This is a genomic window from Curtobacterium oceanosedimentum, assembly GCF_040545555.1.
Taxonomy (GTDB): Bacteria; Actinomycetota; Actinomycetes; order Actinomycetales; family Microbacteriaceae; genus Curtobacterium.
Genome location: NZ_JBEPMD010000018.1, coordinates 42,206 through 61,863, shown reverse-complemented (window position 1 = coordinate 61,863; position 19,658 = coordinate 42,206). Strand labels below are relative to the sequence as shown.

17 protein-coding genes and 1 tRNA gene are annotated in these 19,658 nt (G+C 72.3%); 13 read left to right on the top strand and 5 right to left on the bottom strand.

The features are described from left to right. The first annotated feature begins 176 nt into the window (after positions 1 to 176). Both ABIC52_RS15245 and ABIC52_RS15240 read left to right on the top strand, forming a co-directional pair. Positions 177 to 647, top strand: coding sequence for a BLUF domain-containing protein (locus tag ABIC52_RS15245; protein ID WP_354027732.1), 471 nt, complete (start codon positions 177 to 179; stop codon positions 645 to 647). 90 nt (positions 648 to 737) lie between these two features. Next, positions 738 to 1,349: a ScbR family autoregulator-binding transcription factor gene (locus tag ABIC52_RS15240; protein WP_354027731.1), complete on the top strand. Its 612-nt coding sequence runs from the start codon at positions 738 to 740 to the stop codon at positions 1,347 to 1,349. Between the two features lie 57 nt (positions 1,350 to 1,406). Here the strand turns inward: ABIC52_RS15240 and ABIC52_RS15235 are convergent, their stop codons facing one another. Continuing rightward, a complete protein-coding gene (locus ABIC52_RS15235) occupies positions 1,407 to 1,835 on the bottom strand; it encodes a BLUF domain-containing protein (RefSeq protein ID WP_354027730.1) in 429 nt (142 codons plus the stop codon). Positions 1,836 to 1,926: 91 nt separating this feature from the next. On the opposite strand from ABIC52_RS15235, the gene ABIC52_RS15230 reads away from it, so the two are divergent. Genes ABIC52_RS15230 through ABIC52_RS15220 form a run of 3 tightly spaced genes read left to right on the top strand, consistent with a single transcriptional unit; the run spans position 1,927 to position 4,032 of the window. Continuing rightward, positions 1,927 to 2,670: a histidine phosphatase family protein gene (locus ABIC52_RS15230; RefSeq protein WP_354027729.1), complete on the top strand. Its 744-nt coding sequence runs from the start codon at positions 1,927 to 1,929 to the stop codon at positions 2,668 to 2,670. 33 nt (positions 2,671 to 2,703) lie between these two features. Further along, positions 2,704 to 3,231 (top strand): DUF3090 domain-containing protein, encoded by a 528-nt coding sequence (locus ABIC52_RS15225; RefSeq protein ID WP_058749661.1) that lies wholly within the window; start codon positions 2,704 to 2,706, stop codon positions 3,229 to 3,231. Between the two features lie 24 nt (positions 3,232 to 3,255). After that, a complete protein-coding gene (locus ABIC52_RS15220; RefSeq protein ID WP_354027728.1) occupies positions 3,256 to 4,032 on the top strand; it encodes an SCO1664 family protein in 777 nt (258 codons plus the stop codon). A gap of 87 nt (positions 4,033 to 4,119) precedes the next feature. On the opposite strand, the gene ABIC52_RS15215 is transcribed toward ABIC52_RS15220, so the two are convergent. The 3 genes from ABIC52_RS15215 to ABIC52_RS15205 are packed head-to-tail and all read right to left on the bottom strand — an operon-like array spanning position 4,120 to position 8,771. Beyond that, a complete protein-coding gene (locus ABIC52_RS15215) occupies positions 4,120 to 6,156 on the bottom strand; it encodes a vWA domain-containing protein (protein WP_354027727.1) in 2,037 nt (678 codons plus the stop codon). Then, complete coding sequence (locus tag ABIC52_RS15210; RefSeq protein ID WP_354027726.1) at positions 6,149 to 7,564, bottom strand: MoxR family ATPase; 1,416 nt, start codon at positions 7,562 to 7,564, stop codon at positions 6,149 to 6,151. The genes ABIC52_RS15215 and ABIC52_RS15210 overlap by 8 nt, the downstream gene beginning before the upstream one ends. Before the next feature lie 7 nt (positions 7,565 to 7,571). Then, positions 7,572 to 8,771, bottom strand: coding sequence for a cobalamin-independent methionine synthase II family protein (locus ABIC52_RS15205; protein WP_238638058.1), 1,200 nt, complete (start codon positions 8,769 to 8,771; stop codon positions 7,572 to 7,574). Positions 8,772 to 8,936: 165 nt separating this feature from the next. Here ABIC52_RS15205 and ABIC52_RS15200 point away from each other — a divergent pair, with 165 nt between their 5' ends. The 8 genes from ABIC52_RS15200 to ABIC52_RS15165 all read left to right on the top strand — a co-directional run bounded on the left by ABIC52_RS15200 (position 8,937) and on the right by ABIC52_RS15165 (position 19,139). Next, the gene (locus ABIC52_RS15200; RefSeq protein WP_174234676.1) at positions 8,937 to 10,337 is read left to right on the top strand and encodes an MFS transporter; all 1,401 of its coding nucleotides are present in this window, start codon (positions 8,937 to 8,939) and stop codon (positions 10,335 to 10,337) included. Between the two features lie 149 nt (positions 10,338 to 10,486). Beyond that, complete coding sequence (locus tag ABIC52_RS15195; protein WP_209823936.1) at positions 10,487 to 11,161, top strand: GntR family transcriptional regulator; 675 nt, start codon at positions 10,487 to 10,489, stop codon at positions 11,159 to 11,161. Positions 11,162 to 11,504: 343 nt separating this feature from the next. Then, positions 11,505 to 11,594 (top strand) — tRNA-Ser (locus ABIC52_RS15190). 116 nt (positions 11,595 to 11,710) lie between these two features. Then, positions 11,711 to 12,718, top strand: coding sequence for a glycosyl hydrolase family 18 protein (locus tag ABIC52_RS15185; protein ID WP_354027725.1), 1,008 nt, complete (start codon positions 11,711 to 11,713; stop codon positions 12,716 to 12,718). Positions 12,719 to 12,804: 86 nt separating this feature from the next. Then, positions 12,805 to 14,136 carry a hypothetical protein gene (locus tag ABIC52_RS15180; RefSeq protein ID WP_354027724.1) on the top strand — a complete coding sequence of 444 codons (1,332 nt, stop codon included), beginning with the start codon at positions 12,805 to 12,807 and terminating at the stop codon, positions 14,134 to 14,136. Between the two features lie 259 nt (positions 14,137 to 14,395). Beyond that, a complete protein-coding gene (locus ABIC52_RS15175; RefSeq protein ID WP_126890328.1) occupies positions 14,396 to 15,388 on the top strand; it encodes an AAA family ATPase in 993 nt (330 codons plus the stop codon). An 89-nt stretch (positions 15,389 to 15,477) separates the two neighbouring features. After that, a complete protein-coding gene (locus ABIC52_RS15170) occupies positions 15,478 to 16,719 on the top strand; it encodes a DUF58 domain-containing protein (protein WP_126890327.1) in 1,242 nt (413 codons plus the stop codon). Then, positions 16,716 to 19,139, top strand: coding sequence for a transglutaminase TgpA family protein (locus ABIC52_RS15165; RefSeq protein ID WP_354027723.1), 2,424 nt, complete (start codon positions 16,716 to 16,718; stop codon positions 19,137 to 19,139). The genes ABIC52_RS15170 and ABIC52_RS15165 overlap by 4 nt, the downstream gene beginning before the upstream one ends. Here ABIC52_RS15165 and ABIC52_RS15160 read toward each other — a convergent pair. Then, positions 19,096 to 19,656, bottom strand: coding sequence for a TetR/AcrR family transcriptional regulator (locus ABIC52_RS15160; protein ID WP_209679082.1), 561 nt, complete (start codon positions 19,654 to 19,656; stop codon positions 19,096 to 19,098). The genes ABIC52_RS15165 and ABIC52_RS15160 overlap by 44 nt on opposite strands. Positions 19,657 to 19,658 lie beyond the last annotated feature (2 nt).

Here is a 19,658-nt window from a genome sequence, read left to right as displayed (position 1 = left end):
CTGGTGGGTTGAGGGGGTGTTGGTTTTTGTTGTGTTCGTTCTTTGCTCGGGGGGGGCGCTCCGGGCGGCGCGGGCGGCCCCCCCCCCCCCCGCGGGGCGCCCCCCCCCCCCCCCGGGTGGGGGGGGGCCCACGACCGCGTTGACCCTCCGCCCGAGCAGGACACAGACTGGCGCCGATGACGCAACTCACCTCCCTCGTGTACATGTCCGTCGCCGTCGACGAGATGACCGACGACCAGCTGGTCGCCATGCTCCGTGAAGCCCGCCTGCGCAACGACGCGCTCGGCGTCTCCGGACTCCTGCTCGCGAAGGGCGGCCGCTTCATGCAGGTGCTCGAGGGTCCGTCCTGGAGCGTCGAGGACCGCTTCGCCGCGATCGAGCGCGACACCCGCCACCACGACGTCAAGTCGCTCTCCCGCGAGGACATCGACACCCGCCGCTTCGACGGCTGGTCGATGGCCTTCGGCAACCCCTCGGACGTCGAGGTCCGCGACGAGCCCGGCTTCAACACCTTCCTCACCGAGCGCTCCGGTCTGCCGGCCGGCCTGGCCGGCTCGCCGGCCGACTGGCTGCTCCGCTGGTTCCGCGGACGCGACCTGCAGGACGTGCCCGAGGAGCGGATGACCCTGGCCCGTCACGCCGCCTAGCCGTCGTTCCCGACGACCCAGCGCGACCACCCTCGGACTGGAGGCACGGTGCACGCCCGCACCGTGCCTCCCGTCCGTGACACTGGTCACGTGGGGAAACGCGAGCAGGTCCTGGTGGCCGCGGCGGAGGAGTTCGACCGTGTCGGCTTCGCCGCCACGTCGATCGCCGCCGTCGCACGGCGCGCCGGCGTCGCACAGGGGACGCTGCACTTCCACTTCCCGACGAAGCTCGCACTCGCCCTCGGCGTGATCGACGAGCAGAACGCGCGGACCTTCGCCGAGGTGAGCCACGACACCACCTCGCCGACGGCCGCGCTGATCGGTGCGTCGAAGCAGATCGCGGACCTGCTCCGCACCGACCCGATCGTCCGTGCCGGCATCCGGCTGTCGCTCGAACGCGGCGAGTTCTCCGGCGCGACGTCGTCGTTCTACGAGCAGTGGATCGGCGGGATCGTCGACGTGTTCCGGTTCGCGATCGGAAGCGGGGAACTGGAGACGGACCTCACCCCGGAGGAGCTCGGCGGGTCGGTCGTGCCGTACTTCACGGGCGTGCAGCTGGTCGCCGAGGTGCGGAGCGGTCGCGCGGACCTCGACCCCGCCGTCGCGGTGATGTGGCGGATGGTCGTGCAGGCGACCGCCGCCCCGGCGCACCGGGCGCGGTTGCTCGGGGTCGTCGCGGACACGTTCGCGACGACGGACTGAACCGGGTCAGCTGCCGGGCATGCCGCCGGCGTCAGCGGCCGGAGTCAGCGGGCGGCGTCAGCGGTCGGTGAGCTCGCGGTCGCGGAACCACTTGAGCAGCCACGCGGCGCTCGTGCCGTCGAACTCGGGAGCGAAGTCCATCGTGCCGGACAGGAACGGGCTGAAGCCGTCCTCGGTCGCGACGTCGGTGTCGTCGAGCGACCGGTAGGCCATCGACCAGCCGTCGAACCGTCGGCGCTCGATGTCCTCGCGGACCAGCGACTTCACGCCGTCGTGACGGGGGTCGCGCGCGATCGCACCGAAGCGGTCGTCCACGCTCCACGCCGGGCCCTCGAGCAGCTGCATGAACCGCCCGCCCTTCGCCACGAGCAGCCCGGACACCCCGAGCGCCTCGTTCCGCAGCCGTGACTCGCGCAGGAGCTCGGCGAGTGCATCGTCGTCGAAGGGCACCGCCGAGCGGCTCATGTAGACGATGGAGACGAGCACCGGACCATCTTCGTGCATGACCGGCGCGGCGCCGACCACTGTCCGCCATCCGCTTCGCGCACCGTCGGCCCGGGTGCCTAGGATCGACCGCATGGCGACCGTCCTCCTCGTCCGGCACGGACGCACCACCGCGAACGCGACCGGCGTCCTGGCGGGTCGCACCGCCGGGGTCGCCCTCGACCGGGTCGGCCGCGAGCAGGCCGACCGCACGGCCGAGCGCATCGCGCCGATCCCCCTCGCCGCGCTCGTCACGAGCCCGCTCGAGCGCTGCCGGCAGACCGCCCGTGCCCTGCTCGCCCGCCAGCAGGGCAGCCCCGACGTGCGCGTCGAACGGGCGATCACGGAGGCCGACTACGGCGACTGGCAGGGCCGCAAGCTCACGGACCTGGCGAAGGAGCCGTTGTGGCGAACGGTCCAGGCGAACCCGAGCGCCGTGGTGTTCCCCGGTGGCGAGTCCATGCAGACCATGCAGTCCCGTGCCGTCGCCGCGATCCGCCGCATCGACGCCGAGGTCGAGGCCGAGCACGGTCCGACCGCCGTCTGGGTCGCGGTGAGCCACGGCGACATCGTGAAGTCCGTCCTCGCCGACGCCCTCGGCATGCACCTCGACCTGTTCCAGCGGATCGCCGTCGGCCCGGCGTCGGTGTCGGTCGTCCGCTACGGCGAGCACCGGCCCGAGGTCGTCGCGACGAACACCGACTCGGGCGACCTGTCGTGGCTCGCTGCGGCGCCGGCCCCCTCGGGCGACGCCGCGGTCGGCGGCGGAGCCGGGCACGACGGGACGCGCTCGTCCGACGGGGCGGGCGACGGTCGGCCGGGGACCGCTCGACCCTGAACGGACGGAGCCGCACGCTCCTACAATCGGGTCATGCCCACCATCGTGCACGGCTTCGACTGGCCGGAACGTCTCGTCGTCGGGACGGTCGGCCGCCCGGGCGAGCGCGCCTTCTACCTGCAGGCGCGCGACGGCAAGCGGGTGACCAGCGTCGCCCTCGAGAAGGAGCAGTCGGCGGTGCTCGCGGACAAGGTCGCCGAGCTCCTCGACGAGGTCGCGACGGTCGAGGACAACCGCTTCAGCGTCCCGCCGGCGGCGCCGTCCGAGCTCCGCGACGCCGCCCCGCTCGACCAGCCGGTGGAGCCCGAGTTCCGTGCGGGTGCCCTGAGCCTGGGGTTCGACCCGGCGACCGCGCAGGTGGTCATCGAGGCGTACCCGATCGAGGACGAACTCGAGATCGTCACCGAGACGAACGAGGACGGTGACGAGGTCGAGGCCGTCGTCGAGATGCCCGAGCCGGCCGAGGTCTTCCAGGTGAAGATCCCCGTCGGCAGCGCCCGGGCCTTCGTCGAACGCACGCGCGAGGTCGTCGCGGCAGGTCGACGCCCCGGCGACGCGTGAGCCCCGAGGAATGAGCCCCGCCGCATGAGCGACGCTGCACCCCGGTACGACGGCCCGCTGACGATCCGGGCGCGCATCCGCGAGGCGTCGAACGCCACCTTCCTCGCGGACCTCGACGGCGAGTCCGTCGTGTACAAGCCCGTCGGCGGCGAACGACCGCTGTGGGACTTCCCGGACGGCACCCTCGCGGGCCGCGAAGTGGCCGCACACCTGGTCTCCGAGGCCTTCGGGTGGGGGGTCGTGCCGCCCACGTGGCTCGGCGACGGCCCGTTCGGCCCCGGCATGGTCCAGCGCTGGCAGGACGTCGACCCGGAGCAGGACGCCGTCGACCTGGTGCCGACCGACGAGGCCGACGCCGAGGGCACCCCGTGGCTGCCCGTGCTCGAGGCGATCGACGAGCACGACCAGCCGGTAACGCTCGTGCACGAGGACACCGCGGCGCTCCGCCGGATGGCCGTGTTCGACGTGGTGGTGAACAACGCCGACCGCAAGGGCGGGCACGTGCTCGCCATGCCCGACGGGCACCGGTACGGCGTCGACCACGGGCTGACCTTCCACGTGGACCACAAGCTCCGCACGGTCCTGTGGGGCTGGATCGGGGAACCGCTCGACCCCGACGAGCTCGAGGGGCTCGACCGCGTGTCCGAGGCGCTCCGGGGCGACCTCGGCGTCGCGCTGGCCGAGCACCTGACCCGTGGGGAGATCGACAACCTGCGGGCCCGTTGCGCCGCCCTGCGCGCGGTCGGGATGTTCCCGCCGCCGCCCGGGAACGGCCCCGCCGTCCCCTGGCCGCTCTTCTGACGTCCCTCCCGCGGGACGCAACGTTGCCGTCTGCGCGCCGCGGCACCGCGCTGCGCAGTGACGCCGACGTTGCGTGTTGCGGAACGTTCAGCCCGTCCAGTCGTCGCCGAACAGGGACGCGCCCCCGCGTCGGGCTCCGAGGTACGACCCGACCACGGCGGCCCCGAGGTCGTCGTTCTCCGGTGCAACGACCGAGCCGTCCACCCGCCGGGCCATCGCGTCGACGAACCGCGCCAACCCGGGGTCGTCACCGAGCCGGAAGAACGTCGTCTGCGCGCCGAGCCGTCCGGCGTTCTCGAGCTCGCGGACGGTCAGCGCGATCGTCACCGGGTCGGGTGGGTAGCCGAACCAGACCTGCCCGTTCGGCTCGAGGTGCGACGTCGGCTCGCCGTCGGTCACGACCAGCAGCACGGGCTGGGCCGTCGGGTGCTTCCGGAAGTGCCGGTTCGCCAGCAGCAGGGCGTGGTGCAGGTTCGTGCCCTTGTCCCACTGCGCGTCCAGGCCGACGAGCTGGTCGACGTCCATCACCTCGGCTTCGCGACCGAAGGCGATGAGCTGCAGGTCGTCCCCGCGGAACCGGGTGCTGACGAGGGTGTGGAGCGCGAGGGCGGTGCGCTTCATCGGGACCCAGCGGTCCTCCATCGCCATCGAGAACGACGTGTCGACGAGCAGCGCGACACAGGCCTGTGTGCGGGCCTCGGTCTCCTGCACCTCGACGTCGTCGATCGTGAGGCGGACGCCCGCGCCGGTCCGTCCGTCGGCCGCTGTCCGGACCAGGGCGTTCGTGATCGACCGGGGGAGGTCCCACGGTTCGGTGTCGCCGAACGCCCACGGACGCGTCGCACCGGAGGGCTCACCGGACGCGCCGGACCGACGGAGGTCGCGGGCACCCTGGCGCCCCGACATCCGCTCGGCCACGTCCTTGAGCAGGCTCTTGCCGAGCTGCCGCATCGCCTTCGGGCTCAGGCGGAGCTGCCCGTCCGCCCCGCGCTGCAGGGCCCCGGAGTCCCGGAGGGCCTGCTCCAACCGCTGCAGGGTCCGGGCGTCGACCGTTGCCTCGTCCCCGAGCTGACGCTGCAGGGCATCGAGGTCGAGGTCGGCCAGGTCGGAACCCGGACCGGACTGCGCGAGCTGCTCGGCCAGGGCATCGAGGTCGGCGATGTCCTGGAAGACACCGGTGCCGTCGCCGAGCCCGAGGCCCTGCTCGCCGTCCATCCGCTCCGAGCCGCCCCAGTCCTCGCCGGGACGGAGCGCACGGAGGTTGTCGTCGAGCTGCCCGAGCTGGCCCATCAGGTCCGGCGAACCGAACGCCTGCTGTGCCAGGGCGTCGAGCTCGTCGCGCTGCTCCTGCGTCATCGAGTTCCGCATCCGCTGGGCGGCAGCAGCTCGTGCGGCGAGGTCGTCGAGCAGCTCCTCGACGTTCTCCGGGTCGGACGGGAAGTGCTGCCCGTGCTGCGCCATGAAGGCGTCGAACTGCTCCTGCGTGTCGGCGCCCCGCCGGTGGTCCTCGAGCAGCTGGTTGAGGTCGCGCATCATGTCGGACACGGCCGCGCGGTCGTCGTCGCTCGCGTTCTCGAGCGCCTGCTTCATGCCGGCGAACCGCTGGTCGAGCACCTCGCGCCCGAGCAGGTCCTTGATCTCGTCGTACTTCTGCCGGGCGGTCGGGCTCTTCCAGTCGTAGCCGTTCAGCTCCTGCACGGCGCTCGCGGGCGACGGCGGCAGGCTGTCGAGCTGCATCTCGGCCAGGGCACGGTCGCCGTCGTCGAGGTCGACGTTCCGGGCGAGCTCACCGCGCTCGGCGAGCAGGGCCTCGTCGAGGAGCTCCTTGACCTGCTGCAGGGTGCCGTCGAGGTTGTTCCGGCTGGTGAGCTCGCGCCGTCGCTCGGCGACGCGACGCATCAGGTCGTCGAGCCCGCGCTGGGTCTGGCCGCCGCGCCGGAGGAACTCGCGGAGGGCGCGCTCGGGCGAGGTGCCGCCCATGACGTCCTCGCCGATGGCGTCGAGCGCCTCGGACAGGTCGACCGGGGGCGCGAGCGGATCCGGTCCGCCCCCGTACTTCCCGTAGGAGGCGGTCTTCCCGTACCGGGCGTCGCGGGTCAGGCGGCGGTTCTGCCGACTAGCCATAGACGGCCTCGCCGCCCCCCGACTCCTTGCTGATGCGTCGAGCGAGGAAGAGCCCCTCGAGTGCGAGCTCGATCGCGCCGGCCCGTTCGCCGTCATCCGTCGCACCGAGCCGTTCGCAGACCTGGTCGTAGACGTCCGACTCGCCGATCGAGGGCAGTCCCTCGAGGAACGCCCGGGCGCTGACCTGCTCGCCGGTGGTCACCATCGTGCCGCCGTCGAGCGCCTCGACGAGGACGCCGAAGTCGATGCCGCGGAACCGCGAGCGGACGGTCTCGGCGGTCGCGGTGCGGAGCAGGTGCTCGAGGACCTCGTCGGCACGGTCCTCTTCGCCGTTCTCGAACTCGATCTTGCCGCCGAGGACGTCGACCGCGGTCTCGAGGTCGATCGGCCGGGCGACGGGGTGCTCCTCGCCCTGCCGCGCCGCGCGGTGCACGGCGGCGGCGGAGATCGTCTCGGCCCCGGCGATGGCGAAGCGCGCGCTGACGCCGCTGCGCTGGTCGACGGCGCTGGACTGCCGGAGGGCACGGGTGAACCGGGCGAGGATCTCGATCAGGGCGTCGGGGACCTCGGCGGTGAGCTGGGCCTCCTGCCGGATGACCGCGACCTCGTCGGCGAGCTCGATCGGGTAGTGCGTGCGGATCTCGGCGCCGAAGCGGTCCTTCAGCGGCGTGATGATCCGGCCGCGGTTCGTGTAGTCCTCGGGGTTGGCGCTCGCGACGACGAGCACGTCGAGCGGCAGGCGCAGCACGTAGCCGCGGATCTGCACGTCCCGTTCCTCCATCACGTTGAGCATCGCGACCTGGATGCGCTCCGCGAGGTCGGGGAGCTCGTTGATCGCGACGATGCCGCGGTGCCCGCGGGGGATCAGTCCGAAGTGGATGGTCTCGGGGTCGCCGAGGCTGCGCCCTTCTGCGACCTTCATCGGGTCGACGTCGCCGATCAGGTCGGCGACGCTGGTGTCCGGTGTCGCGAGCTTCTCGACGTAGCGCTCGTCGCGGTGGACCCACGAGACCGGCAGGGCGTCGCCGAGCTCCTCGGCGCGACGGATGCTCGCCGTCGTGATCGGTTCGAACGGGTGCTCGCCGAGCTCGGACCCGGTGATGACCGGGGTCCACTCGTCGAGCAGTCCCTGCAGGGTGCGGAGCAGACGGGTCTTCCCCTGCCCGCGTTCGCCGAGCAGCACGACGTCGTGCCCGGCGATGAGCGCGCGTTCGAGCTGGGGGATGACGGTCGTCTCGAACCCGTGCAGGCCGGGCCAGGGGTCGCGGCCCTCACGCAGGGCCTGGAGGAGGTTGTCGCGGATCTCGGCGCGGACCGACTTCTGGACGTGTCCAGCAGCGCGGAGCTCGCCGACCGTGTGGATGTCAGGTCGGGTCACGGTCCGCACGCTACGCCCGCGCACCGACATGCGGACGTCAGCCGAACAGGCGGCGCGACGCGATCTCGGCGCCCTCGGCGAGCACGCGCAGCTTCGCCCAGGCGACGTCCGAAGCGACGAACTCGTAGCTCGCGAACGTGGCCAGGCCGCAGTCCGTCCCCGCGACGATCCGCGTGGGGTCGCCGACGGCCTCCGCGGCCTCGACGATCCGGTTCGCGACGAGCTGCGGGTGTTCCAGGTAGTTCGTCGTCACGTCGATCACGCCGGGCACGAGCACCGCGCCGTCGGGCAGCGGCAGGTCGCTGAACGCCGGGAACTCGTGCGCGTGCCGAGGGTTGCCGAACGGGATGCTGAAGGACCCGACCTCCGCCCGGTACAGGTGGGGGAGCAGCACGTCGACCGGCACGTCGTCCTGGTGCGGGCCCTGCCAGTTGCCGTAGCAGACGTGCAGTCGCGTCCGTTCCTTCGGGATGTTCCGCAGCGCGTGGTTGAGCGCGTCGACGTGCAGGTCCACGGCGGCGAGGAACTCGTCGAGCGACGCGTCGCCGAAGTGGATGACCCGCTCCATGGCGAGGTCGGGGGCGTCGAGCTGCAGGACGTGCCCCCGCGCGACGATCTCCTCGTACTCGACGCGGAGCTGTTCGGCCAGGGCGAAGACGTACTCGCGGTGGTCGCGGTAGTGCGGGTTCTCGTCGTCGAGCAGCAGGGTCGTCGCGACGATGCCGGGTGTCGCGGCCGAGATGAAGGTGCCCGCCGGGATGCGCCCGGCGGCGGCGTTGCGGGCGAGTTCGCGCTCGAAGCCGTCGAGGTCCTCGCGGATGCCGGCGCGCTCCTGGTCGTACTCGAGCAGGCCCTGGGCGAGCGGGGTGTCCCACACCCGCGCGAACTCGGCGCCCTCGTCGATCTGCCGGGCCTGGAACGCCGCGTACTCCGGGAACTTCACGCTGTCGAGCGTGGGCTTGCGGTGCCCTGACCCGCCGAAGCCGGACAGCCGCTCGCGGATGTACGTGGAGAAGCCGACGCGCGGGACCTCGCCGTCGTTCACGACGTCGATCCCGGCGTCGAGCTGCGCGTCGACGGTCCGCGCGAGGACGGCGGCGGTCTCGTCACGGAGCGCCTGTTCGTCGTACGGCTTCCCCTGGTCGCGGGCGACGAGCAGCGCGGTCAGCTCGGGCGTCCGCGGGAGGGACCCGGTGTGCGTGGTCAGGATGCGGTCGGTCGAGTTCTGCAGGGGCACGCTCGCCACGGTACCGAGGCGGACGCCTGCCTCGCACGACATCCTGAATCTGTGAGGACGTAAAGCTGCGCTCGCACTGGGAACCAGCCTGGAATCTCCGGAGTACGGTCCGCTCTCGTGAGCAGTACGACGAACGGGGCGATCAAGAGCCTGGTCCCCGCCAGGATGGACAGACTGCCGTGGACACGGTTCCACTGGAGCGTCGTGGTCGGGTTGGGGGTCTCGTGGATCCTCGACGGACTCGAGATCCAGATCGTGTCGAACGCCGGCTTCCAGGCAGACCTCGACCTGTCGACGCAGCAGGTCACCCTGCTCGGGACCATCTACCTGGTCGGACAGGTCGTCGGAGCGCTCGTCTTCGGGCGCATGTCGGACCGCCTCGGGCGTCGGAAGCTCTTCATCCTCACACTGGCGATCTACCTGATCGGCTCGGGCATCGCGGGCCTGGCGCAGGACTTCTGGTTCCTCGCGGCGTTCCGGTTCGTCGCGGGCCTCGGCATCGGCGGTGAGTACGCGGCGATCAACTCGGCGATCGACGAGCTCATCCCGTCGAAGTACCGCGGTCACGTGGACATCGCGATCAACGGCACGTACTGGGGTGGTGCCGCGCTCGGCGCCTTCGCCAACATCTACCTGCTCGACACGTCGATCTTCGCCGAGAACATCGGGTGGCGCATCGGGTTCTTCCTCGGCCCGGTGCTCGGCATCGCGATCATCTTCCTGCGGCGGCACATCCCGGAGAGCCCACGGTGGCTCATGACGCACGGGCGCGAGGAGGAGGCCGAGCGCACGGTCTCCGAGATCGAGGCCTCGGTCGAGAAGTCGACCGGGCACCGGCTGCCCGACGTCGACCAGTCGAAGGCCATGACCGTCACGCCGCTCGACAAGGTCGGGTTCCTGACGATCGCCAAGGTGCTGCTCAAGCAGTACCCGACCCGCACCCTGGTGGGCGCGACGATGATGATCACGCAGGCGTTCCTCTACAACGCGATCTTCTTCACGTACGCCCTGGTGCTCACGAACTTCTTCGGCCTGAAGACCGCCGAGACGGCCGTCTACTTCTTCCCGTTCGCCATCGGCAACCTGCTGGGGCCGATCCTGCTCGGCCGCTTCTTCGACACCTGGGGTCGGCGGCAGATGATCTTCCTGACGTACCTGGTGTCCGGGCTCGTCCTGGCGACCTCGGCGTTCCTGTTCCGTGCGGATGCGATCAGCGCCACCGTGCAGGTCGTGTTCTGGTGCGTCTCCTTCTTCTTCGCCTCGGCCGGGGCGTCGAGCGCGTACCTCACCGTGAGCGAGATCTTCCCGCTCGAGCTGCGGTCGCAGGCGATCTCGTACTTCTTCGCGCTGGCGCAGATCTTCGGTGCGGTCGCGCCCGCGATCTACGGCGCGTTCATCGGGGACGGGTCGTCGCGCGAACCGCTCTTCTGGGGGTACCTGCTCGGTTCGGCGGTGATGATCGCCGGCGGGATCGTGGCGTTGATCTTCGGGGTCGACGCGGCGCGCAAGGGACTCGAGGACATCACCCAACCGCTGTCCGTGCTCACCGGCGAGTCCAAGAAGTAAGATTTCGTATACGTGATGTTTAGCGCCGAGGCCCTCCCGCTGGGAGGGTCTCGGCATGTCACTCCTCCACATCCCGACACCGACCGGATCGTTCCACCGGTCGCCCACCCCCGGAACCCCCGGTGGTCGTCGTGCGTGACCCTGGGGCGATGGATCGGTCATCGTCCTCGGGGAACGACCGGGTCCCCGACCCGAACGGCATCCGGCGCAGCCTGCTGCGGGACGCCGTCTTCCTCAAGCTGCTCGAGAACGTCCTGCGCGGGGTCTACCGGCGGGGGCAGCGGCTCCGGCTCGACGACATCGCCCGCGACATGCAGGTCTCGCGGACACCTGTGCGCGAAGCGCTCGTCCCGCTCGAGTCGCTGCGGCTCGTCAGCGTGCAGCGCTACGTCGGGGTCGTCGTCGCGCCCTGGTCCGTCGGTCAGATGGTCGAGCGGCTCCGGGTCGCTCGGGCGATGATCGCCGATCCCGCGCCCGGGTGCCAGGGTGTCGACGAGCCCTTCGATGCGCACGTGCTCCGGTCCTGCCTGACCGAGGCCGGGGCGCTCGTCGAGCTCGGCGCCTGGTACCTGCGACGGCGTGGTGCGATCGTCAGTGCCGACTGGCTCGCGGCGCAGCGGGCCGTACTCGACACGTTCTTCACCGACGACGTCGCCGTGGCGAACGGGATCGACGCCGTCGTCGGGCGGCGCGCTCGGGTGCAGCAGGTCGAGCGGGCTGCCGCTGCGGCGGAGCGAGGACAGCTCAACCTGTGTGCGTCCGAGCTCCTGGGGTTGGCCGAGGACCTCATCGCGTTGCCGGACCGGTTCCGCTCGGCTGCCTGAGGTGTGGCGAGGGCAGCACACGGTGACGAGCGCCCAGAGCGGGGGCGCGGACCGGGTCCGCGCCCCTCGACCGTCCCCGTCCGGGCCGCCGCGATCGAGTGCGTCGGCTCGGCAGAAGGGGGGATGGTGTCTGGTGCTGTGTCGCGGCGACAGGGGAGGTGATGCCCCCGGAACGTGATGTCCGCGTCCCGTCGATGCTAGGCGTCGGGGTACGACCCGACAACCCCCACCTGTCCCCACTTCAGGGGACCCGGCGATCGAGCCGACGTGACCGTGTCGTCGCGTGAGGTCGAGAGGACGCTCGTCCTCCTGTATGGTGGGACACGCGCTCGCGAGAGCGCACGGAGACGTCGCATAGTCCGGCCGAGTGCACCACCCTGCTAAGGTGGAGTCCCCTTTGAGGGGACCGAGGGTTCAAATCCCTCCGTCTCCGCACCACACAGAACCCCCGCCACCGGCGGGGGTTCTGTCGTTCCGGCACGGTGCGCCCGAGCTCCCGGCGAGCGCGGTGCCTCGGCGGTGTCTCGGTCTGCCCGTTACCGTTGGCCCGTGCTCCGCTCGTCCGCCCGCTCCGTCGTCGTCGTCGCCCTGGTCGTGACCGCCACCGCGCTCACCGGCTGCGCCGACACGTCCGCTGCCCACGGTCCCGCGGTCGAGGCGTACGTCGAGCCGGGATCGCCGACGGCCGCCACGCGGGTGCGCGCCGCCGCCGAGCGGGCGGGCACGATCGGCATCGACGGTGTCACGCTCACCGCGGACGGGCAGGGTCTCGCACCACTGCCCGACGGCGTCGACCGACTCGCCCGTGCTGCGGCCCGCGGGGGTGCTCGACCGGAGCTCCTCGTCAGCAACTACTCCGAGACGCTCGCGGACTTCTCGCCGGAGACCGCCTCGGCGCTGCTGGCCGACCCGGTCGCCCGCGAACGGGTCGCCCGGGAGCTGGCGGCGCTGGCGCACGACCACGACTGCGCCGGCGTGCAGATCGACCTCGAATCGCTGCGCGACCGTGACCGCGCGGGACTCGTCGCCTTCGCGGCTGCACTCGACGACGCGGTGCACGACGAGCTCGGCGCCGGAGCCCCGGTGTCGATGGCGGTGATGGCGTCCACCTCGGCGGCGGGCTTCCGGGACACCGGGTACGACCTCGGTCGGCTCGCGGAGCACGTCGACCGGTTCGTGCTGATGACCTACGACCAGCACGGTCCCTGGAGCGCGCCCGGCACGATCGGGGCCCTGCCGTGGGCACAGCGGGTCGTCGAGGCGGCCGAGCACGAGGGGCTGGACGCCGACCGCATCGACCTCGGCGCCGCCGGGTACGGGTACCTGTGGGGCGGACCGGACGCCGGGCAGGTGTCGCCGGCGCACGCCCGAGCCCTGGCCGGCCGTGCCGCGCGGTGGTCGGAACGGGCAGGGGAGTGGTCGGCGACCCTCGGTGACGGCCGCGAGCTGCACTGGTCGGACGCGCGCTCCTACCGGGCGCGCGTCACGCTGGCACAGCGACTCGGACTGCACGGCGTGGCGCTCTGGTCGCTGACGACGGGGCCACTCCCTCGGTGAGTCGGGAGGAGATGCGGACGGCCGAGCCCGCGGCCGGTCCTTCGTGGTCTCATCCCCCTTCGGTGGCAGCCGGTTAGCATCGACCCGTGCGCATGCTGGGGACTGCACGTCGACTGCTCGGCTCGGAGAGGTCACGCCCTGACCGAGACGGCGCCGCAGCCGATCTCGTCAGGGGTGCGGACGATCATGCGGCTCGCGTCAGATCGGTCGTGGTCAAGCAAGCCGTGATCTCGCTCGGCGTGGCGTTGTTCATCGGACTGCTGCTCGCTTTCAACGAGTTCAGCGCCGGGGCAGCGCAGGGTCCGATCGGAGGTGCGGTGCGGACCGAACCGACCTCGGGTGCGAACGTCATGGCCGCATACGCTCTGTTGAGCGGTTTGCTCTTCGCGTTGCAGGTCAGTGTCCGGTCGCTCAACAAGGAGAGCGATCTCACCGAGCAGATCGACGCGGCTGAAGCTGGTCGTCGGCGGACCGTCGCATTCCTGGCGGTCGTTGCGGGCATGTCCGCGTTCTGGCTGTGCTACCTCTGCTTGTGGTGGTTCGCTCGCCCCGGCGACGAGATCGATCTGCTCCGGATCCTCGGGCCGGTAGGCGCGAGCATCGTGCTCGCGGTCATATCAGCAGAGACCTTCGTCGCTGCCGAGCTCCCAGACGACCCGATTCTCCGGCGTGCTGTCCAGCAGCGGAACCTGACAGCGGCGGTCGAAGCACGGGGACGGCTTCCCTCCGGTGGGGAACGTGCGGCATACCTTCGGGCGGTCCTGCTCATCGGCTTGGTCAGTGTGGCGTGTTGGCTCGTCTGGTGGCTGGTCGCCGGACAGGAGCGCCCGCGACTCATCATCGGGTTCGCACTGGTCGCACTCTCCGTGACGATCGGCTGCTTCTTCACCACGATCTCCGCGGTCGTGGCCGTGGCCCGCAGACAGGTGCTCGACGGCGTGATGGTGATCGTCATGCCGGTGCTGATCCTCGTGGTGTACGGCGGGACGACCTGGTTGGCACTCGCGACGTCGAGAGACGCCGCTGACCTCGGCGATGCGTACGGACAGTTGGTCGGATGCATCGTCGTGTTCCTCGGCCCGCCGGCCCTGATCGCGCTCGTCTCCGTGCGCGGGCAGGGGGACGGAGTGGTCGGAGTGGTCATCGTGTTCGCTGCCCGTCGTCTCGATCGCGCAGTCGAGCGGGCAGATGAAGCGCTCGGAGAGGTCAGTCCACGGAGAACCGCATCCCCGTCGCTGGTGGCAGCCTGGTTCTTCTGGCTGCCGGTCGTGCCGCAGCTGCTGCTCAGGGTGGCGAAGGCGGGTGGTGACGGGGACGAGCACCCGATGCGGCTCAGGATCGTTGCGGCTCTGTCCTGGACGTGTCTCGCCGTCTACTGCGTCGTGCTCATCCTTCCGCTTGTTCTCGAGCGCGCCTGACCGGGAACGCGGCCGCGGCGGGAGCGGAGTGCGCCTGGGCAACGGGTGGCGACGCAACGCACCGGATCGGAGCCGGTGGTCAGGGTCCTGCGCTGGGCGGGACGAGAGCGGGATCCCCGACGGAGCCCCTACGCGCCTCCCGTCCGCCGCGAGACAGCGCCCGTGTGTGCCTTCCGGATGATCGGTGACGCATCCTCCGGTGCCTGTCACCGCGCCGTTGTAGCATGCACGACACCTGTCCCGAGACGAGGAGGCCTGCGTGCCGGACCAGACCGACCGAGCCTTCCCGATCGAGCACGTGCGGGCGGTGGGCGACGACGTCGTCGCGGCCGTCTCCACCGTGGTGGACGGCAAGGTCGACGCGATCCGCACGGCCTTCACGGTGATGCTCGCCGAGGGGCACCTGCTCGTCGAGGACGTCCCGGGCGTGGGCAAGACCGTGCTCGCGAAGGCGCTCGGTGCCACGGTCGGCGGGACGGTGAACCGCATCCAGTTCACGTCGGACATGCTGCCCTCCGACGTCACCGGCGTGAACATCTACGACCAGTCGTCGGGCACCTTCCGGTTCTCGCCCGGACCGGTGTTCGCCAACGTCGTCATCGGCGACGAGATCAACCGCACGAGCCCGAAGACCCAGTCGGCCCTGCTCGAGGCGATGGCCGAGGCGCAGGTCACCGTCGACGGCGTGACGCGGCCGCTCGAGTCGCCGTTCATGATCGTGGCCACGCAGAACCCGATCGACATGGAGGGCACCTACCCGCTGCCCGAGGCCCAGCGCGACCGCTTCATGGCCCGCATCGCGATGGGGTACCCGAGCGCCGACGCCGAGCGCCGGATGCTCGCCGCGCGCGGGACCCGTGACCCGCTGTCGTCGCTCCGACCGATCGTCGACGTCCAGACGCTGCGGGCGATCGTGCACGCGGTGCGCGGGGTGCACCTGGCCCCCGACGTCGAGGCCTACATCGTCGCGATCGTCCGTGCGACCCGGTCGCACCCGGACCTCGTGCTCGGCGCGAGCCCCCGCGCGACCCTCCACCTGGCCCAGGCCGCCCGTGCCCACGCCGCGCTGCTCGGCCGCCCGTTCGTCACGCCCGACGACGTCGCCCACCTCGCCCCGCTGATCCTGTCCCACCGGCTCGTCCCGGTCGCCCGCGGACTCGGTGGGGGCGCCGAGGACACCGCGCGCGACGTGGTCGTGCGGATCGTGTCCGACACCGCCGTGCCCTTCGCCTCGGCCGCCGTCCGCTCCTGATGCCCGACGGCGGAGGGCCCTCGACGACCGCGCTGCGCGCCGGAGCGGTTCGGTCGTGGGTGCTCCGGACCGGCCGACGCGGTGCAGCGATGCTCCGGCGCACGCCGTTCCCGCGGCCGACCGCCCGGGGGTGGACGGTGCTCGGGTCGGGCGTCGCCCTGGTCGGCGGCGGTCTCGTCGCCACCACGAGCATCGCCGTCTCCGCCGGGCTCCTGCTGCTCGTGCTGCTCGTGCTCGGGATCGTGATGGCGCTCGTCGTCGCCGCGCCGCTGCGGGCCACCCGGTCGACGGCCCGTGCGGTCGTGCAGGTCGGTGAGGTCCACCGTGAACGGATCACGCTGCGGGGGACCTCGTTGCCGATCGGCCCGCGGACGACGCTGCTCGTGCGCGAGCAGCTCGAAGACGCCCTCGCCAGCGTGTCCGACGCCGAGACGTACGCGTTGGTCGGTCCGAACGAGCCGCCGGCGGTGCTCGACGTCGAGGCCCTGGCGATGCACCGCGGGCGCACCCTGGTCGGCCCGGTGACCATCCGCGTCGAGGACCCGTTCGGGCTGCTGCGCATCGACCGCCCGGTCGTCCCCGCCGAGGAGCTCGTGGTCGTGCCCGCCTCCACCACGCTCGGCGCGATCGACACCGGGGCGCTCGCGGGTGCCGTGTCGGCGGACGAGGGGCGTGTCGGCCAGGGCGGCTCCGCCGACGACAGTGAGCTCCGGCCCTACCGACAGGGCGACCCGATCCGTCGCGTGCACTGGGCCCAGAGCGCCCGACGCGGTGAGCTCCACGTCCGCCAGACCACCCAGGCGCAACCGCCGGAGGCCGTCATCGCGATCGACGTCCGACGCGAGTCCTACCAGGCGCTCGGCCGCGACGACCTCGCCGAGCTCAGCGACCTCGGTGGCGACGCCGCGTTCGAACACGCGGTCGTCGTCGCCGCGAGCGTCGCCCGGGCACTCAGTGCGCGGACCTCGCGCGTGGTGCTCGTGAGCGACGACACCCCGCGGGCCGATCGGCACACCGGCGACGTGGGCAGCCTGACCGACGTGCTGGTCGGGCTCGCCGACGTCCGGGTCCGCTCGGACGCCCGTCCCGTCACCGAGGTCCTGCCCGAGGTCCACGGCCGCGACGTCCACGGCATGACCGCCGTCGTCACCGGCCGGTGCACCGCCGAGCAGGCCGCCGAGCTCGTCGCCGCGACGAGCGGATCGAGCCGCGGCATCCTCGCCACGATCGTGCCGCCGGACCCCGTGGTGCGCGGCATCCTCGACCGCGCCGGCTGGCGGACCCTCGTCGTGCCGGTCGCCGGTACCCGGTCGCAGGGGAGCGCCCGGTGAGCGGGGGACACCCGGCGGGCGGGACCGCGATCGCCGACCGCTCCCGCACGCCCGCCGGCTCCGACCGCCCCGGACGTCCGGCCGAGCGGTCCGACGCCCCGGCCCCGTGGGTCGTCGCACTCGCGCCGCTGCCCGTGCTGATCGCGGCGCTCTCGATGCGACCGCTCGTGCAGGGCACCGCCTGGTGGGTGTCCGGTGTCGTCTTCGCCGCGGTGCTCGTCGCCGTCGTGCTCGCCGTCCGCCGACGCGCGCCGGGCGTGCGCTTCATCGCCCTGGTCGTCGCACTGGTCGTCGGGTCCTGCGTCGCCGCCGTCGCGAACGACGTGCACCCGCTCGGCTGGCTCGACCGCGAGGGCGCCCTCGGCGAAGCGCTCGCCGCCATCCGGCTCAACCCCGCGCCGCTGCCGCAGAGCGACGCGATCCGGCTGATCGTGACGATCGCGATCGGTTGGGTCGCCGGGGTGTCCCTGTTCCTCGCGGCGATCGCCCCGACCGTCGCGCTCGCCGCCGTGCCCGCGCTCGTCGTGCTCATCGTGCCCGGTGTCGTGACGGGGGAGCCCGCGTCGCCCGTGCTGGTCGTCCTGGTGGGCGTCGCGTTCCTCGGGCTCCTGTGGCTGTCCGTCCGACCGGTGCAACGGGCGTTCCCCGCCGCCGTGGTGGGTGCCATCGGGCTCGTCGTCGCCGTCGGGCTCCCGGTGCTCGTCCCGATCAACGCCAGCTGGCTGTCCGGGGTCACCGGTGCGCTGCAGGCCCCGATCCAGCCCGGTCGCCCCGGCACCCTGCTCGAACTCGGCCGTGACCTGCGCCAGCCGAACGAGCTCGAGGTGTTCCGCTACCGCACCGCCGACGGGCAGCCGGAGTACCTCAAGCTCGCCGACCTCGACGAGTTCGGCACCGGCGACTGGGTGCCGACGGTCACCGACGCCAGCGACGCGGCGACCGCGGACCGGCAGCAGTGGGCGGTCGGCATCAACCCCCGCCTGGCGAGCCGTGGCGACCTGACGGTGCAGATCACCGGGCTGTCGAGCAACTACCTGCCCGTGCCCGGCGGAGCCGCGTCGGTCGAGTCGCAGTCGACGAACCTCGACCTGTCGCAGTGGCGCTGGATGGGGGACTCGAACACCGTCCGGTCGACCGGCCCCGTGACCCAGCGCGGTTCGACGTACCAGGTGTTCGGCGCCTCCACCTGGTCGGGTGAGTACCTCGACGCGATCGCCGCGAGCGGGATCCTCGGGCGCACCGACGGTCGGGGCTTCACCGCGCCGAGCGACGCCCAGCTCCGTACCGACCTGGCGTTGCCGAAGGACCTGCCGCGAGACATCCGGCAGGCCGCGCAGCGGGTGGCCGGTGGCCTGCCGAACGACTACGCCCGGGCACGTGCCCTGGAGCAGTGGTTCCGGAGCGACCTGTTCACCTACTCGGAGACCGCCCCGGTCGAGCAGGGCTACGACGGCGACAGCATGGACGTGATCGACACGTTCCTGCGGGTCCGGCAGGGGTACTGCGTGCACTTCGCGTCGTCGATGGCGGTGATGGCCCGCACGCTCGGGATCCCGTCACGCATCGCGGTCGGGTACCGGGCCAGCAGCGACCAGACCGAGGACGGCGAGTACACGGTCTCGAACCGCCAGCTGCACTCGTGGCCCGAGCTGTACATCCGTGGCGCCGGATGGGTGTCCTTCGAACCGACCCCGAGCTCGGACGCCGCTGCCCAGGCGGGCACCGAGTCGTCGGCGGCCCCGGCTCCGGCGCCGTCGGAGACACCGCTGCCGGCCCCGGGCGAGACGGCTCCCGCCGAGGCCTCGCCGACCCCGACCCCCTCGGCCTCGACCGAGCCGGGAGCGGCCGCCTCGACGGGCGGCTCCGCCGGCCCGGGTGCCGCCGGCCTGGCCGTCGGTCTGCTGCTCCTGCTCGCCGTGCTCGTCGCGCCCGGCGTCGTCCGGGTCGTCCGCCGACGTCGTCGGCTCGCCGCTGTCCGCGCCGGACGCTCGCCCGCCCTGCAGGCCTGGCGTGAGGTGCTCGACGACGTCGCCGACCACGGGTACGCACCGGGGCTCGCACCGCCGGGTGACGCCGCCGCCGCAGCCCGGACGGCGCGCGCCGTGCTCGGGCGTCTCGCCGGGATCGTGCCCGCCACCGTCCTCCCGCACCTGACGAGCATCGTGGACGCGGTCGACCTCGAGCGCTTCGCCGCGGAGGGCGCGGCTGGTGTGGACACCGAAGCGCTCCGACGGGCCGTCCTGGAGGCTCGGGTCGCCCTCGACGCGTCCGTCCCGCGGGCGCGCGTGGCCCGGTCGCGCCTGTTCCCGCCGAGCCTGCTGCCCTCGTCCGCCTGGTCGCACGAGGGTCGGCGGAGCCGCCGCGCGGCGCCGCGCGTCAGCGCCGCGGGCGCACCACCGCGTCCACCAGGCTCGCGATGACGTCGCCCGGGTTCACCCCGGGCAGCGCCGGCCCGTCGAACACGATCCCCACGTTGGCGCCGACGAGCAGCACGGCGAAGTCCTCGAGCGGCATGCCCGGCTCGACCTCCGGGTGCGCCCCGAACCACGTCCGGACCAGCTCGAGCACACCGTCCTGCAGCTCGCGGCGCTGCCGGACGAACTCGGGCATGAACTCGGGGTGCCGCAGGGCGTACCCGCGGAGCTCGGAGACGAGCGCGAACTGCCGACCCTGGTCGTACCGCCCGAAGGCCGCCCGGACGACGTCGGCGATGCTCGCGGCGTCGACGTCCTCGCGCACGACCTCCTGCAGCGCCGCGAGGATCCGGTTCGTCGAGCGCTGCATGACCTGGGCGACGAGGTCCTGCTTCGACGAGAAGTTCGAGTAGACGGCCCCCTTGCTGAAGCCGGCGCGAGCGGCGACGTCGTCGAGCCGGGCGCCGTGCACGCCGGACTCGGCGAACACGTCCGCACCGGCGACGAGCAGTCGTTCGCGCACCT

Excerpts from the sequence above, each read along its gene's own strand:
- ABIC52_RS15220 (WP_354027728.1), top strand. The coding sequence starts at position 3,256 with ATGAGCGACGCTGCACCCCGGTACGACGGCCCGCTGACGATCCGGGCG.
- ABIC52_RS15225 (WP_058749661.1), top strand. The coding sequence starts at position 2,704 with ATGCCCACCATCGTGCACGGCTTCGACTGGCCGGAACGTCTCGTCGTC.
- ABIC52_RS15215 (WP_354027727.1), bottom strand. The coding sequence starts at position 6,156 with ATGGCTAGTCGGCAGAACCGCCGCCTGACCCGCGACGCCCGGTACGGG.
- ABIC52_RS15210 (WP_354027726.1), bottom strand. The coding sequence starts at position 7,564 with ATGTCGGTGCGCGGGCGTAGCGTGCGGACCGTGACCCGACCTGACATC.
- ABIC52_RS15170 (WP_126890327.1), top strand. The coding sequence starts at position 15,478 with ATGCTCCGGCGCACGCCGTTCCCGCGGCCGACCGCCCGGGGGTGGACG.
- ABIC52_RS15200 (WP_174234676.1), top strand. The coding sequence starts at position 8,937 with ATGGACAGACTGCCGTGGACACGGTTCCACTGGAGCGTCGTGGTCGGG.
- ABIC52_RS15195 (WP_209823936.1), top strand. The coding sequence starts at position 10,487 with ATGGATCGGTCATCGTCCTCGGGGAACGACCGGGTCCCCGACCCGAAC.
- ABIC52_RS15245 (WP_354027732.1), top strand. The coding sequence starts at position 177 with ATGACGCAACTCACCTCCCTCGTGTACATGTCCGTCGCCGTCGACGAG.
- ABIC52_RS15230 (WP_354027729.1), top strand. The coding sequence starts at position 1,927 with ATGGCGACCGTCCTCCTCGTCCGGCACGGACGCACCACCGCGAACGCG.